General features: G+C 40.1%; 14 protein-coding genes and 1 pseudogene. All 15 read right to left on the reverse strand.

The annotated features are described in order from the left end of the window. Window positions 1-5 precede the first annotated feature (5 nt). The gene (locus HMPREF0847_RS08535) at window positions 6-200 is read right to left on the reverse strand and encodes a helix-turn-helix transcriptional regulator (RefSeq protein WP_020992784.1); all 195 of its coding nucleotides are present in this window, start codon (window positions 198-200) and stop codon (window positions 6-8) included. Then, window positions 184-381, reverse strand: coding sequence for a hypothetical protein (locus tag HMPREF0847_RS08540; RefSeq protein WP_008808476.1), 198 nt, complete (start codon window positions 379-381; stop codon window positions 184-186). Before HMPREF0847_RS08540 ends, HMPREF0847_RS08535 begins: the two co-directional genes overlap by 17 nt. Before the next feature lie 137 nt (window positions 382-518). Then, on the reverse strand, window positions 519-1,079 hold the full coding sequence (locus tag HMPREF0847_RS08545; RefSeq protein ID WP_008808475.1) for an ECF-type riboflavin transporter substrate-binding protein: 561 nt from the start codon (window positions 1,077-1,079) through the stop codon (window positions 519-521). Between the two features lie 23 nt (window positions 1,080-1,102). Then, window positions 1,103-1,948 (reverse strand): SAM hydrolase/SAM-dependent halogenase family protein, encoded by an 846-nt coding sequence (locus HMPREF0847_RS08550; protein WP_008808474.1) that lies wholly within the window; start codon window positions 1,946-1,948, stop codon window positions 1,103-1,105. 187 nt (window positions 1,949-2,135) lie between these two features. Then, entirely contained in the window at window positions 2,136-3,473 is a 1,338-nt protein-coding gene (locus HMPREF0847_RS08555; protein WP_008808473.1) for an ATP-binding cassette domain-containing protein, read from the reverse strand. Window positions 3,474-3,522: 49 nt separating this feature from the next. Continuing rightward, entirely contained in the window at window positions 3,523-4,203 is a 681-nt protein-coding gene (locus HMPREF0847_RS08560; RefSeq protein ID WP_008808472.1) for an energy-coupling factor transporter transmembrane component T, read from the reverse strand. Then, window positions 4,200-4,796, reverse strand: coding sequence for an MptD family putative ECF transporter S component (locus HMPREF0847_RS08565; RefSeq protein WP_008808471.1), 597 nt, complete (start codon window positions 4,794-4,796; stop codon window positions 4,200-4,202). Before HMPREF0847_RS08565 ends, HMPREF0847_RS08560 begins: the two co-directional genes overlap by 4 nt. Continuing rightward, window positions 4,793-6,463 (reverse strand): amino acid ABC transporter ATP-binding/permease protein, encoded by a 1,671-nt coding sequence (locus HMPREF0847_RS08570; protein ID WP_008808470.1) that lies wholly within the window; start codon window positions 6,461-6,463, stop codon window positions 4,793-4,795. Before HMPREF0847_RS08570 ends, HMPREF0847_RS08565 begins: the two co-directional genes overlap by 4 nt. Further along, window positions 6,453-8,215: pseudogene (locus tag HMPREF0847_RS08575) on the reverse strand (ABC transporter ATP-binding protein/permease). Before HMPREF0847_RS08575 ends, HMPREF0847_RS08570 begins: the two are co-directional and overlap by 11 nt. Before the next feature lie 121 nt (window positions 8,216-8,336). Next, window positions 8,337-9,029, reverse strand: coding sequence for a methionine ABC transporter permease (locus tag HMPREF0847_RS08580; RefSeq protein WP_008808468.1), 693 nt, complete (start codon window positions 9,027-9,029; stop codon window positions 8,337-8,339). 1 nt (window position 9,030) lies between these two features. Beyond that, window positions 9,031-10,095 (reverse strand): methionine ABC transporter ATP-binding protein, encoded by a 1,065-nt coding sequence (locus tag HMPREF0847_RS08585; protein WP_008808467.1) that lies wholly within the window; start codon window positions 10,093-10,095, stop codon window positions 9,031-9,033. After that, window positions 10,088-11,461: a M20/M25/M40 family metallo-hydrolase gene (locus HMPREF0847_RS08590; RefSeq protein WP_008808466.1), complete on the reverse strand. Its 1,374-nt coding sequence runs from the start codon at window positions 11,459-11,461 to the stop codon at window positions 10,088-10,090. Before HMPREF0847_RS08590 ends, HMPREF0847_RS08585 begins: the two co-directional genes overlap by 8 nt. 123 nt (window positions 11,462-11,584) lie before the next feature. Beyond that, window positions 11,585-12,448 carry a MetQ/NlpA family ABC transporter substrate-binding protein gene (locus HMPREF0847_RS08595; protein ID WP_008808465.1) on the reverse strand — a complete coding sequence of 288 codons (864 nt, stop codon included), beginning with the start codon at window positions 12,446-12,448 and terminating at the stop codon, window positions 11,585-11,587. Between the two features lie 33 nt (window positions 12,449-12,481). Then, the gene (locus HMPREF0847_RS08600) at window positions 12,482-13,339 is read right to left on the reverse strand and encodes an amino acid ABC transporter substrate-binding protein (protein WP_172455820.1); all 858 of its coding nucleotides are present in this window, start codon (window positions 13,337-13,339) and stop codon (window positions 12,482-12,484) included. 188 nt (window positions 13,340-13,527) lie between these two features. Then, window positions 13,528-14,661, reverse strand: coding sequence for an amidohydrolase (locus HMPREF0847_RS08605; RefSeq protein ID WP_008808463.1), 1,134 nt, complete (start codon window positions 14,659-14,661; stop codon window positions 13,528-13,530). Window positions 14,662-14,757 lie beyond the last annotated feature (96 nt).

The following is a 14,757-nucleotide window of genomic DNA, read 5'->3' on the forward strand; positions in this document are numbered from 1 at the left end:
CATTTTTACTCCCAAAACAATTGATCCAGCGTTTTATTGAGACATTTGCAAATCGCTATGCATAAACTGAGGCTGGGATTGTACTTACCCGCCTCAATCAAGCCAATGGTCTGGCGGGTCACTCCGATAGCATCTGCTAAGTCGCCCTGAGTCATATCATGCTCCACTCGCGCCATCTTTAGCTTAAGATTTTTTGCCATGATCATCGTCCTTATCATTTTTCTTCTTAGTTGCTATGCTTAAAAGTGCACTACCAATTGTAATATCACAGCCGGCAAAAATAAGAAAAGTATCATTTTGATTATTCAGTCCTATAACCAAAAAAATTACACCCAAAACAAGCCAAATAAGTGGTGAATATATATTTTTGATGTTTTTCATATCGGTTCTCCCTTCATTTTTATAAGTCTATTATACAATATATTTTTTAAAATGCAATATATAAATTGCAAAAAGTGTTTTATTTTTAACAAAAAAGACCGAGGGAAATCTCGGTCTTTTTATTCTTATCGCGTGATTTAATCTTTTTTAAGGCTACCACTCTTTGTCTGAGTACGTGCATAGGCAATTAAAAGTATGGTTCCGGCAACTGCAACAGTCAGACCATTGGCAAGGGTTGCGACAACACCTTGTGCAAAGACCTTATTACTTGGTTCATTATAGATCAAGATATCTCCAAGTGGAGCTATGACTACCCAAACCAAGGCATTAGCCACAAACTGCGCCACATTAAATGTAATGATATCTCTTGATTCAAATACTCCCTGAGCCACACGGAGGTAGTTCTTAAGTAATCCGACTACAAGTCCAAACAAACCACTAGCCAAGACCCAAGTCCACCAAGGGTTTCCATATTGGATGGAGTCTTTTAGGGCATGGCCAATAAATCCTGTTAAGAAACCAACGATTGGACCAAAAACAACGCCAAACAAAGCTTGGACAGCATATTGCAACTGAATGCTAGTGTTTGGAACAGGCGTTGGAATGCTGACCATCCCAATTACAACGAAGAGTGCTGCACCAATACCAGTTGCCACGACTTCTTTAATGGTAAAAGTTGTATCAAATATTTTTTTCATGTTTATCTCCTCTTTACAAATCGCTAATTTTCAATACGCTTGATTTCAATATGCCACTGGGCACCCACACCAACATTGTAGGCTTTGGCAAAAGAACCTTGGTTGATTGCTAGACCAACCCGATAGAGCGAATTGATATAAATAATCGGCTGACCGATGCGAACATCCGCAAAGGACTTCCCATAGGTCACTTGATTTTGGTAAACCAACATATCGTTATTATAGATCGTTACCTCAAAGCGTTCTCCAAACTGAGGTTCTAACTCTTGGAACTCTTCGCGAGTAATAGAAGTCCAAAGAGATCCAAACCGAACGTCTAAAATATCGATAGCTCCGCTGACAGAACCTTCGCCAAAGGTGGTCTCCACAACTGGAATCTCGACAATCTCATCCACGCTTAATTCTGGTCCTACTTCTTCAAAAGTGATGTGGCCACTAGCCAATTTAGCTCCTGTGTATGCATAGACATCACGACCATGGAAGGTATAGGAATGTTCGGTATTCTTTCGACGATTTTCGACTTCAGATATTTCCCGAATAGCCACAATACCAACGTGTTTCTTAATGAAAGACAAGGTTCCATTGTCTGGAGTGACAATGTATTGGTTTTGCGCTGTTTTTGCAACTACGCTCTTCCGCTTAGAGCCGACACCCGGATCGACCACTGAAACAAAGGTTGTCCCTTCTGGCCAGTAGTTGACCGTTTGAAAAAGACGATAGCTACCTTCAAAAATATTATAAGGCGTAATGTCGTGTGTTAAATGGTGAATCTTTAATGTAGCTGACTCCTCCAGAGCCACACCAATCATCGCTGATACTGCACCATCCACAAGACCAAAATCTGATTGCAATACAAGTAAATTGTTCATGTATTCTCCCTCTTATAGTCCTGAACTTTAACCTACTTATCTACTATTCTGCCAGTCTAATCAACTCTAGAAATACAAAAATAGCAAAGCCAGAAGCTACATTTCTGTTCTTCAATCATACCAAAAATAGGAGGGGAAATCTAGATAAACAACTATAAAAGCTATAGTTTTTTTGTATAGCGAGTAATTAATTTAAGGTAAGAAAGTAATCAGCTGTCTTCTCAAGCAGTTCTTCATCATGAGAAATGAGCAGAATAATTTTTCCCTGCTCTTTTAATGTCTTCAGTAAGTCAGCCACTTGTAACATTTGCTGATAATCTAAACCTGAACTAGGTTCGTCAAAAATAAACACTCTTTTTTTAGTAAGGACTTGACTAGCTATGACTAGCCGTTGCATCTCTCCACCTGATAGGGTCATTGGATGCCTTTCTTCTAAGCCTTTTAATCCTATGTTTTCTAAGATATTTGATGCATCGACGACTTTTTTCAAACCCAAGGTCAACTCCTTTTGGACACTATCTGAAAAGAGCTGAAGAGCAACCTCTTGCAGAACAAAAGCAGCCTCTTTCAGACGATCATGAGCTGACAGAGCATGTCCATTTAAATAAAAATCTGCTTCTTCATCGTCTAATAAACCAGCAAGATAAAAAGCTAGAGTCGATTTACCTTTTCCATTAGGCCCCACAAGGGCTGTAATCGCACCTGACTTGAAGTTAGCTTCTTCAAGAAAACTCAATTCCTGGTCCCCTGCCTGTAAGCGAAGATTTTTTATGGTCAAATCCCCCGTCAGTGGCAAAGGAGCAATTTGCTTCTTTGCCTCAATTTTAGAAATAGAGCTAGATAGATCCTGACTTCGAAGCCCTAAATCATGGCGTTCTGTTTCCGTTAAGCTATCAAACTCCTTTTTTGAATAATCTCTTTTAAGAACACCTTGATCAAAATAAAGATAGCGGTCAGCCAAGTCCTTTAAATAATCCAAGCGATGCTCCGCTATAAGAATCGTTTTCCCTTCTTGTTTTAAGATAGAAAGATAACTAGCTACTTGCTCAATCCCTGACCTGTCCAGATTAGCTGTCGGTTCATCTAAAACCAAGATACCTGTATCCTGCATCAGGGCAGTTAAAAGGGCAATTCTCTGCTTTTCTCCACCTGATAAAGTAGAAAGGTCACGTTCAAGATAGTCTTCTAAAGCAAAGTCAGCAGTTAATTTTTCTAATTTATTCAAAATTTCTGCTGCTGATTGACCATGATTTTCACCAGGCAAAACTAATTCATGCTTAACGTATTTATGAAAAAACTGACTAGAAGGATTCTGAAAAACTGAAGCAACTTGTTTAGAACATTCTTCAACCGACTGTTTTCCTGCTAAGTGATTGGCTATTTCTAATTGACCTTCTAATTTTCCCTCATAGTAATCTGGAATTAAGCCATTGATTAATCTTAAGAAGGTTGATTTGCCACTCCCACTCTTGCCACATAAGACGACCAACTGGCCTGATGAGATTTGTAAATCTTCAACCAGCAAGCTACTAGCTCTGCTATTTTCATAAGTAAAACAAAGCCGGTCGCAGTAATCAGCCTCTTATCATCCACAAGGTCATGATAAACATCCATGCACAGCTACTCCAATCTGCTAAATTAAAGGTTGATGAAAACGTTTCTGTCGGTCTTTTTCCTAGTGCTAATCCTTTGGTAAGGCTAGCTATGGTCAACTCTTGAACCGTTCGCATGAGTGACATGAGTAGCGGTACCAGAAGATACTCAAAGTAGGTCACTGGACGAAAGATAAAATCCCTTTTTCTAAGGAAAATCCCTCGAAGACGTAAACTTCTGTGAATCGTTTTCGCATCTGCTGGTATAGCTGGCAAAAATCGCATCATTACTCCTAAGGTTAAAAGAAAAGATTCCGGTAGATGCCATTTTCTGAGGCCATGAACCAGTTCGTAGGCTGTCGCAGTGGTCAAAAGCAAACTCCCAGCCATAAAAGAAGGAAGCATAAAACGTCCAGCCGTGAGCAGAGTTACGAAATTTCGTATCAGTTGAAAAGAAAAGAAATCAGTTAGATAAGCATCTAGAGTCCAAAAAAGGACAAAGGCCAATAAACTATAGACGGCAATCTTACCTTTTCCAGCAAAGTATAAGAGCGTCGCCAAGCCTGAAACAATTATCAGTTCAAGCCAGCCGGATACTCTAAAAAGAAAGGCCATATTGGCAAATAAAACCAAAAGGACCTTGCTTCGTACATCTAATTTCATGAGACCATCCCTGACTTTATAAAGTGCTTCTTGACCAAATATTGACCAAAAAGTCCTCCTATAATAGCAGCAATCACAACCATGATTAAAAAACCAAGAACCACTTGTGGATTTACAGGAACCATGACCCGGTCAATATACTCTTGATTTTTACCACGCGCTAGCAAACTTTGAACATAAGTCTCCCGAGCCAGCCACATCATAATAATCGGACCTGAATTGGCAAAGGAGAAAAGGACAAAGGAGGCTAAACTTAGCCATCTATTTTGATAATTTCCTTGTTTGGCTAACAAATCAGCTAGAAATCCAAAAATCAAGCCTGGCAAGAAAGCCACAAAGAAATGGCCAGATAAGAAGAAAAATCCTCCCATCACGATTCCCAAGAGACTGATAGCTCCGAATTTTTTGATCTTGCTTTGTAGAAGCATGTAAACCGTCCCACCAAAGATTGCTGCTCCAGCTGGGGCATAGAACATATTCCCTGACCGGTCGAAAATCAGACCAACCAGGACGCCTAAACCGACGCATAGAAAATAGAGGGCTGCAAAAGCACCTGTCATCACAAGGTCTTTTACTTGTAGTCCTTTTCTCATCCTTTTATCCTCCTTACTTGAGAATGATTTAATTCATAAACCTCATCTGCAAAAGCAACCGTTGACAAGCGATGGGAGATGAGAAAGACCATGCCACGGCATTCTTCTTTGACAATAGATAGGAAGGCTGCTTCATTAAGTGAATCGAGATTGCTGGTGGGTTCATCAAAAATATAACAATCTGCCTCCTTAAGCAGGGCTCGCATCAGCTCCAAACGTTGGGCTTCACCAGCAGAAAAAGTTGTTTCTCCATCAATTACAGTATCTAGCCCCTCTGGCAAGCGCTCTAAACGCTCCTTAAGACGACATTTAGCTGCCAAGGTCCAGATCGCCTCATCACTGATATCAGTTCGGCCCAAGACTAGATTTTCCCGAAGGCTTTTATGGAAAAGCTGAGCAACTTGGGGAACATAAGCGAAAGAGCCTTGTAAATGCTGGCGTTGGAAGGTTTGATGATCCTGTCCAGACAGCAAAACTTGTCCTGCCTTAGGATCATACCAGCGCGTGATAATTTTCATGAGAGTAGATTTTCCTGTTCCACTTCCACCTACAATGCCAATTATTCTGCCTCTCTCAAATCGTGCTGACAAACCTTGAAAAAGTCCTTGCTCTCGCCCTTCATAATCAAAGTTTAAATGACTAACATCAACTGATTCGATCCTGACATCAGTCTCCAAACCACTGCTATCTGCCTCTGGCTCATCCAAGAGCGAAAAGACCTGCCGACTGGCATTCATTGCTCTTTTAAAACCTAGAGGTAATCGCCCTAATTCTAAAAATGGAGCAAAAGAGCTTGAGAAAGCTATCAGAGCTAGTCCTGCTTGAGTCAGATTAATATCCCCTTGATTAAGTTGGAAGAAAGATAAAAGAGCAAAGCTCATAACAGACAAGCCTACCACTAAAAAGGTTAGAGCTTGTTCAAAAAATTGCTTCTGAGCAACCTGCCTTTCTATGCTATTTAAGTCTTGACTTTTTTGTTCTAAATAAGTAAAACGTTTTGAAGTTTGTCCGAGCTGGGACAAATCATGTATTGCCTTCAGGCTCTCCAAGAAATAAGAAATGTAACTTGTCCGCCCTTCAGCTTGTTTCGATAGTAGCTTCTGTAAACGCCGAGCAAAATTTTGAGGCAAGACCACGGCCAAAAGCAGATAAGTCAGCAAAGCTAGAAGACCAAGAGCAGGAGAAATTCTAGAGAGAAAGACCCACATAATGAAAACAGAGATAATCCCTGTACAAACTGGTGCAACTGTATGGGCAAAATAGACTTCAATTGCTTCAATATCCTCCCCAATCATTTTTAATAAGCTCCCACTATCTTGTCGGTCTAACTTAGCAGGTGCAAGGCGTCGTAGTTTAGCAAAGACAAGTTTTCGCAGATCCGCTAAGGAATGGAAGGCCACATAATGGCCAAAATAATGTTCTCCATAGCGACAAAGTCCTCGACCAATGGCCAAACCTAAAAGAAGAAACAGAAAACCTAGAGACGGAGCTTGCCCTCCTACAGCCCGAAATCCTTGATTTACCAATAAAACAGGAATCGCGACTGAAACTGTAAAGCCTGAAACTGCAAAAATAACAGCTAATCCTAGAGCAGGCAATAGATGCTTCATGATCTGAAACAGCCTGAAAAGGAGTTGCTTGCTTGGATAAGTTCTTTTAGCTTCCATGAATTCTCTCCTCCAGCTCTCTTTGTCTATCCACTAAAGTTCTGTACTCCTGATTCTCCCAGTAAAGCTGGGTTGGACTAGCCAAAACCGTTCCCTCTTTGCTCATAAAAAGAACTTGGTCAGCCTCTGCTACCCGCTTCATTTTATGAGTAATCTCGATGACAAGGGCTTCTTTAGAAAGCACGTTTAGCAGTTCATAAATAAGGTCTTCATTGTCCTTATCAACACTAGAAGTAATTTCATCAAAGATATAGAGCGATTTTTGAGCAAGAATTGCCCGGGCACAAATCACTTGCTGTCTTTGACCTGGTGACAGCTGGTTGCCATCTTCACCAACAAGGGTATCTAGACCCTCAGGTAAATTTTCAATAAAAGATAAAAGCTTCTTCTCGGTCAGCCATTGCTGAATTTTCTCCCGACTCCAATCCCTTGCCAACTGCAAGTTCTCTAAAATACTGGTATTCAAAAGAAAGCTGTTTGACGACACATACATCATCTCTTTGTAGAGAGCTGATTGTGCCAAATTTTCATTGGAGGTCTTTCCAAAGAATATCTGGCCTTGCTCGGGTTCCAATTTCCCTAGTAGAATCTTGGCCAAGGTCGTCTTACCACGCCCGCTTTCCCCAGCAATAGTAAATACTTGGCCTACTTCTACGTTAAAAGAGACCCTATCCAGAATCTTTTTGTCCCCATAGGAGAAGGACAAATCCTGCACACTCAAGTGCTGAAATGGTGCCAAATCTTGTTTTGTTTCTACTTTAGTCTCTTGGACCGAATCCAAAAAACTAAAAATCCTATCTGCCATCTTGGTATTCATCATGACCAAATGCATACCGTAGCCTGCTTCTCGAATCGGAGTAAAAAATTCTGTTGCAATTAAGACAAAATAAATCATGCTAAACAAGGATAATTGGCCAGTAGCCAGCCAGGAAAGGGCTAAAAAACCTGACAGGCCGATTCCCAAATACATAACAGCATCCATATAGCCCACTGATTGTAGTTGAAAACCTAGCAGTTCCATAGTGGCATCACGAAAATCTTCGGCCTGCTCCGCAAATTCCTGCTCGTATTTCTCATCAGCCTGATAAGAATACAATGTGTTCAGTCCCTTTAAATCATCCAGAAAAAGGTTGCCCACATCCATATAAGAGCCCCAATATCGATTCATAATCCTACGCGATCGCTTCTGCATCAGGATGATAGACACAGGAATGAAAGGCAAGGCTAATATAAAAATTAACCCCCCAAGGGAAAGAGCCAGAAGACTAAGATAAGGACTGTTAAACAGTTAAAATAGGTTCGTAGATTTAAGGGGAGATAATAAGAATAGTAGGTATCCAAGCTATCAATCCCCTGAGTAGCAACTGTCAGAACATCCGCTGCAGTACGACTATCCTGAAACTCACCGTCTTTAGCAACAAAAGCCTGAAAAAATTCTCTCTTTAGCTTGTTTCGTGCAAACTGGGAAGCCAAGCCTTGAAACTGTTTGGCAAATAGAGCAATTCCAAATCCTAAACCGTTTAAGGCTAGCAAATAAAGAAAAAGGGAATATAAGTCAACTTGTTTTCCTTCGTAAAACTCTGCCAATGCTTGAGCAATCAAAGCAAAACTCGTGATTCTCGTTAAAAATTGAATCCATGATAAAAAAGCAGCCAGATAAATCAAGCCCTTCTTTGGTTGAATTTGCTCTTTCAAGCGAGCTAACAGCTGTTTCTTCCTGCTTCTTGAGATCTTTTCCTCTTCTTGAGCCATAGCTTTCCCTTTCCGTAGGTTTTTTCTCCTTATTATAACATTCACAAAGTCGAATGTAAATTAAATTTTCAGAATATTTAATCAAAGAACAAGCTAGCCAAAATGGCTAGCAAATTAACTTCTATTTGTGACTTAATTTTTTAGTCAAAAAGTCTCCTGCAAACTGAATCGTAAAGATGATAGCTACAATGACAACCGTCGCAAGAATGGTAACGTCATTATTATACCGGTTAAAACCATAAGCAATCGCTACATTACCGATACCACCTGCACCGACTGCACCCGCCATAGCAGTTTCACCAATCAAAGAAATCAAAGTGACTGTCGTTACACGGATTAAATCTGGTAGACCTTCAATAAGATAGACACCAATAATATCCCATAAAGTTGCACCACTAGCCTGGGCTGCTTCAATCACTCCACCATCCAACTCAGATAAAACAACCTGAACTTGACGGGCAAAAAAGGCATAAACGGCAAATGAAAGTGGCACAATAGCAGCGTTTGGTCCAATTCCAGTTCCAACAATCAGGTGAGAGAAGGGCGATAGGACAGCCAACAAAATGATAAAAGGAATCGCACGGAAGACAGAAGTCACTTTATCTAAGATCCAGAAAGCCACCTTATTTTCCAGAACCCCACCTGGCTTGGTTAATACAAGAAAAAGTCCAGTTATCAAGCCAAAGAAACCACCAATCAAGAAAGAGATTACTGTCATATAAAGGGTCGTATAAATAGCTGTTCCCCAGCCTGCTTGACCAGTCCAGCCCATCCTATATACATTTGGCAAATAAGTTTCGATTAATTTCAGCATCTTATGCACCTCCCTTTAGAACAGTCAAACGAACGCCTGCTTCACTAATAGCCGTCTTAGCCGCAGTAAGATTTTCTGATTCGCCAGACAAGACAACTACCAAAGCACCAACAGGTGTATGGTCCAAAATTTCGATATTCCCATATAAGATATTGGCAGTAACTTGATATTTTTTATAAATTTGATTCAACAAAGGCTCATCTGTTGCTGTACCCGCGTACTCCAATTGAACCAAGATACAATTCGAAGCCAGATTCTGCACAATTTCTTGCTTTTCGATTTTAACCATAGCTTCATTAATTCCTGTTGCTGTTGTAATGAAGTCTCTAGTCAAATCCTGATTAGGATTAGAGAAAATATCAAGAACAGACCCCTCTTCAATCAATTGTCCATCCTGCATCACTGCTACTTTGTTAGCAATATCCTTAATGATTTGCATTTCATGAGTAATAAGCACAATCGTCAAACCTAATTTTTGATTCAAGTCTTGCAAGAGAGCCAAGATTTGCTTGGTCGTCTTAGGATCTAGAGCTGATGTTGCTTCATCCGAAATCAAGATTTTGGGATCATTTGCCAAGGCACGAGCAATCGCTACACGCTGCTTTTGTCCACCTGACAGCTGCGAAGGATAGTTCTCAGCTCGATCCGCCAAGCCAACCAAGTCTAGTAGCTTCTTCACCTTCTCTTTTTTCTCTTCCTTAGACAGGCCTGAATGCTTTAAGGCAAAGGCTACGTTTTCTTCAGCCGTCAGCTGGCTCATTAGATTGAAGTGTTGGAAGATCATCCCAATATCCTGACGCTTTTGACGTAATTGAGCTGCAGAAAGTTGAACTCTTTTGTCCTTGAAAATGACATCATGGTCAACGGTAATAGTCCCTCCAGTCGGTACCTGTAATAGGTTAATCACCCGAACCAGAGTAGATTTTCCAGCTCCAGAATAGCCAACAATTCCATAGATATCTCCTTGGTTAATGCGGATACTCACATCTTTTACAGCTTGGATTTGACGTTTCTTCTGCTGGAAGGTCACGTCAATCCGATCTAATGTAATAATTTCTTTACTCATAGCTTGCAATCAACTCCTCTACTAATTCTATATGGGTGTAATAATCTGCTAGGCGAACATTTTCATCTCCACCATGGTCCCGACTGTTAGCGTGTCCCAAGCCAAAGGCCATCATGGGTACCTTCAAAGCATCATAAACAGTAAACATTGGGCCAGTTCCGGCAGATGTTGGTAGCACTGCTACTCCTTCTCTGTAATATTTCTTAGCTAACTCAATAACACTAAGAACAGACGGGGCACTCATGTCGCTGCGGTAACTCATTTCTCCCAAAGTATAAATAAGCTCTACCTTAGGATAACCGTTCTTGATTAGTTGTTGTCGAATCTTATCAAGCACATCTTGTGGTTCTAAACCAGGTACAAGTCTCACCTCAAGCTTGGCCTTAGCTTCTGAAGGCAGGATCGTCTTGACTCCCTGACCTTGATAACCTGAGGATAATCCCTCAATATTGATAGCTGGTTCAAAAAAATAGCGTCGTAGGAACTTATGCCCTTCCTCCTCAAGCAGAGGCAATTCTAAACCATAAATTTGCTTTAGCTCTTCTGGGTTACGTCGTGCAAACTCCTCAACCAGGGCTAGTTCTCGTTCGTTTGGCTCGACAATTTGTTCATAGATGCCTTCTACCAAGATGCGACCGTCAGCTCCTCGCAAGCTAGCTAGCGCATTTAAAAGATACCAGCTACTTGAATCAATTACGCCACCAAAACTCGAATGTATATCTACATCAGCGCTTTTCACCTTGGCATCAAAGGTTACAATGCCCTTATTTCCGCCTGTGATTTCTAGCTGTCCTAGTGCATTCCGGCTCCCCTGTTCCCAGATGAGGAGATCAGCACCAGACAATTCCTCCTTGTGCTTTTCCAAATAGCGATCCAAGTCAGTCGAAGCAGACTCTTCCGCTCCCTCTATGATAAAAGTAACATTTACAGGTAAATCCTTCTTACCTTCCCGATACTTCTGCAAGGCTGTCAGGCGAGCTACGATATGCCCCTTGTCATCATCAACTCCTCGACCATACATGACCCCATCTCGGACAGACAAGGTAAAAGGATCTTCTGTCCAAGGTTGATCACTATCTGCAGGTACTGTATCATAGTGATTGTAAAAAATAATACTTTTAGCTTTAGGATTTGAACTCTTAAAACGAGCAATGACAAAAGGAGCTCTGTAACTTGCATCAACAGTCACTTCTGCACCAGCCTCTTCAAAAACTTCTCTCAAATAATCTGCTACTTCTTTCAAGCCTATCTGCTGAGAAAAAATAGATTTTTTAGCAATCAATTCCCGTAAAATCTCAAAATAAGCCTGCGCGAGGTCATCCTCTTCAAATTTTTTCAACTGCTCTTTTTCACTGAAAAAAGCCATAATTCCTCCCCATAAATAAGGCGATAAAACTCAGCTGGTCATCCCAACTGAGTTTTATTAAACACGTTCAGTCTTGCATGCTTGATAAATCCATTAAGACTTGTGCCTACTGTCTTTTACTTCTTACCAAACTGGCTCAAGCAAGCCATCTGAAGTTTTTTCTGTTAACTCTTTAACATCGTCAGAATGGTAGGCTGCAATCAACTTCTTAATTGCATCAGCCTTGTCAGATTTTTCCCAATCTTTCTTAGCTGCAATGATGTTGTACCATTGTTTAGAATTTTTATCTTTTGGTTCGATAAACAAAGCTTTTTTATAGTCTAATTTTGCTTCGTTTACAAAAGTGTTGTTTACAACAGCAGCGTCTACAGAAGTCAGTGAGCGAGCGGTTTGACTAGCATCCAATTCTGTAATTTTCAATTTCTTTGGATTTTCTTTAATGTTTGCAACTGTTGCAAGCTCGTTACCAGATTTGTCCAATTTAATTAAGCCAGCAGCTTGAAGCAAGTTCAATGCGCGGCTTTCGTTAGTCGCATCATTTGGTACAGCGATTTCTGCTCCATCTGGAAGTTCGTTAACTTTTTTATACTTGTTTTTACCGTCTTTTGTACCGGAGTAGAGACGGATTGGCGCAATGTAAGTATCTGCAATCGCAACTAGATCCTGATTATTTTCCTTATTCCAGTTGTTAAGGTAGTAGTAGTGTTGGAAAGCATTGACATCAAGCTCACCATCTGCCACGGCCTTATTTACTTGTGGGTATTCTGTAAATGGAGTAAATTCAAGTTTCACATTTTCTTTTTCAAGTTTCTTCTGAATGAGATCCCAACGTTGTTGCTCATCGTTGTCAATAGTCATTGTACCAATTTTAATGGTTACTGTTTTATCTTTGCCATTTCCTGATTCTTTATTAGAAGCTCCACAAGCTGCCAAACCAAGGACTGCAACCGCAACTGCAGCTGCTCCAAACCATTTTGCTAATTTCATATTCTTATCTCCTTATAGTTTAAGTCTTATTAATTATTTAATATCTTTTGCCTCTGGAAGGTAACTACCACCGAAGTATTTTTGAGAAAGTTCTTCAAGAGTACCATCTTCGTATAGTTTCTTAATACGTTTGTCTACAAAAGTTTTTAATTCTTCTTGTCCCTGAGCAAATAAAGGATAAACATATGGCTGTTGATCGCTAGGAAGTTCAATGACTTCTAGATTTTCCAAATTTTGTTCTTTGATAATGGTATCAACAGAAATACGTTCAAAAATCTTGTAATCTGCACGACCCTCATTCAGATTCACTAGGATTTGTTGAATCGTTCCGTCCGTGTAGTTAATTTTCGTTTCCTTTTTAGGATGCTCTTTGTTGTAGTCTTCCAGCTGTTTCGCTGTAGAAGTTCCTTGTACCACTTCCGTCGATTTACCACCAATATCATCTAAAGATTTAATATCTGTTCCCTTACGAACTACTAAAACAGTTGGGTTTTTAGCATATGGGTTTCCATAAAGATATTTACCAGCACGTTCTTTTGAATAACTAATATTGTTGGCACCAATTTGGAAGCGATCGCTATCCAAACCAGCAAAGACAGAAGTCCATTTAGTCTTATTGAAATTGATTTCATACTTGTCTGATCCCTTAAAGACCTCTCTAAGCACTTCAATTTCATAACCTGTTAATTTTCCATCTTCATCATCATATGAGAAAGGTCGGGTTGTTCCAACGGTTGCAATTTCAACTGTTACCTTCTTCTCATCTGATTTACCTGATTCAGACTTGCTATTTGAAGCTGAGCAAGCAGCTAAGGTTCCGACTGCTGCAAAAGTAAGAGCAAGAAGGGCAGAATATTTTACTAATTTTTTCACAGATATTCTCCTATTCATTTATAAACTATGTCCTATAATAACAAATATCCCTAAGCTTGCCTAGTATATATTTTTTATCAAGGGTATAAATTTTATTTATTGCAGGCACATAATAAAGGCACAATAAAATCTCCTTGCCACTGTTCTATCTTAACAAAAGGAAGGAGATTTGCCTAGTTTCATTTTTTTATATAGGGATATAGTTGTTATTTATAGCATCTTAATAAACAGAGAGCACTTTCGACATAGTATGGAACAGATACTTTAAAAGCTTGGTCATCGATAGTCATCGTATCATGGTGAAGATCAGGTGCATCATCAGCTCCATTTGAGCCAACAAAGGCAAAAACTCCCGGAATCTTCTCCTGATAAAAAGCAAAGTCTTCTCCAGCTGTGGAAGGTCTAGCCTCCACCACCTCAGCAAATGTTTTAGAATTTTCAAATAAGAGTTCGGTCAAATCCGGATCATTATAAGTCACAGGTGGTGTTTGATCCCAAGTAATAGAAACTCGTGCACCAAAGTTTTCTGCTGTATTTTCAACAATTTTAATAAAGTCTTCTTTTAATTTTTTTTGAGAGCTTGGACTAAAGGATCGAATGGTGCCTTCAAAAAAACCATTTTGGGGCAGAACATTCCAAGTAGTCCCTGCCTTGATATGGGTAATAGAAAGAACATTGGCCTCAAAAGGGGAGACCGTTCTGGCCACCAAAACTTGCAAAGCTTGGACCATACTAGTCAAGGCTAAAACTGTATCAACACCCAGATCCGGCCGTGCAGCATGACTACTAATCCCTTCCACTTCTACTTTGAATTTTTCTACTCCAGCCATCATAGCCCCTGGCTTTAGGGCTAACTGATTTGCTTTTAGCTGAGGCATATTGTGAAAACCAACAATAGCTTTCACATCATCTAAATAGCCTGTCTCTATAACTTCCAAAGCTCCGCAAGAAGTCTCTTCAGCAGGTTGGAAAATAAGACGGATTGTCCCTCGCAAATCTTCCTCCATAGCCTTGAGCAGTTCTGCTGCCCCTAAGAGACTTGTCTGATGAAAATCATGGCCACAGGCATGCATGACACCTGGATTTTGACTGGCATAAGACAAATTAGTCTGTTCAAAAATGGGCAATGCATCTATATCAGCTCTCAGGGCAATTATAGGCTGTCCAGAGCCGATTTCAGCAATTAGACCTGTTTTGAGATTAGAATCTAATATTCTAATCTCAAGGTCTTCCAGATAATTTTTTAAAAAAATCGTTGTTTGATATTCCTGACCGGACAGTTCTGGATGACGATGGAGATAGTGGCGGGTTTGTATTAGTTTGTCATAAAATTTCTTCATAGCAGGCTCCTTTTCCTCTAACTTACCTATCCTCCAGTATAGCACAAAGCTTAAGGAAGAAACAAAAAAGAGAGGCCTAATGGATGAAACTGGCTC

The organism is Streptococcus sp. 2_1_36FAA, assembly GCF_000161955.2.
In the GTDB taxonomy this organism is placed as follows: Bacteria; Bacillota; Bacilli; order Lactobacillales; family Streptococcaceae; genus Streptococcus; species Streptococcus gordonii.

Excerpts from the sequence above, each read along its gene's own strand:
- HMPREF0847_RS08535 (WP_020992784.1), bottom strand. The coding sequence starts at position 200 with ATGGCAAAAAATCTTAAGCTAAAGATGGCGCGAGTGGAGCATGATATG.
- HMPREF0847_RS08540 (WP_008808476.1), bottom strand. The coding sequence starts at position 381 with ATGAAAAACATCAAAAATATATATTCACCACTTATTTGGCTTGTTTTG.
- HMPREF0847_RS08545 (WP_008808475.1), bottom strand. The coding sequence starts at position 1,079 with ATGAAAAAAATATTTGATACAACTTTTACCATTAAAGAAGTCGTGGCA.
- HMPREF0847_RS08550 (WP_008808474.1), bottom strand. The coding sequence starts at position 1,948 with ATGAACAATTTACTTGTATTGCAATCAGATTTTGGTCTTGTGGATGGT.
- HMPREF0847_RS08560 (WP_008808472.1), bottom strand. The coding sequence starts at position 4,203 with ATGAAATTAGATGTACGAAGCAAGGTCCTTTTGGTTTTATTTGCCAAT.
- HMPREF0847_RS08565 (WP_008808471.1), bottom strand. The coding sequence starts at position 4,796 with ATGAGAAAAGGACTACAAGTAAAAGACCTTGTGATGACAGGTGCTTTT.
- HMPREF0847_RS08570 (WP_008808470.1), bottom strand. The coding sequence starts at position 6,463 with ATGGAAGCTAAAAGAACTTATCCAAGCAAGCAACTCCTTTTCAGGCTG.
- HMPREF0847_RS08580 (WP_008808468.1), bottom strand. The coding sequence starts at position 9,029 with ATGCTGAAATTAATCGAAACTTATTTGCCAAATGTATATAGGATGGGC.
- HMPREF0847_RS08585 (WP_008808467.1), bottom strand. The coding sequence starts at position 10,095 with ATGAGTAAAGAAATTATTACATTAGATCGGATTGACGTGACCTTCCAG.
- HMPREF0847_RS08590 (WP_008808466.1), bottom strand. The coding sequence starts at position 11,461 with ATGGCTTTTTTCAGTGAAAAAGAGCAGTTGAAAAAATTTGAAGAGGAT.
- HMPREF0847_RS08595 (WP_008808465.1), bottom strand. The coding sequence starts at position 12,448 with ATGAAATTAGCAAAATGGTTTGGAGCAGCTGCAGTTGCGGTTGCAGTC.
- HMPREF0847_RS08600 (WP_172455820.1), bottom strand. The coding sequence starts at position 13,339 with ATGAATAGGAGAATATCTGTGAAAAAATTAGTAAAATATTCTGCCCTT.
- HMPREF0847_RS08605 (WP_008808463.1), bottom strand. The coding sequence starts at position 14,661 with ATGAAGAAATTTTATGACAAACTAATACAAACCCGCCACTATCTCCAT.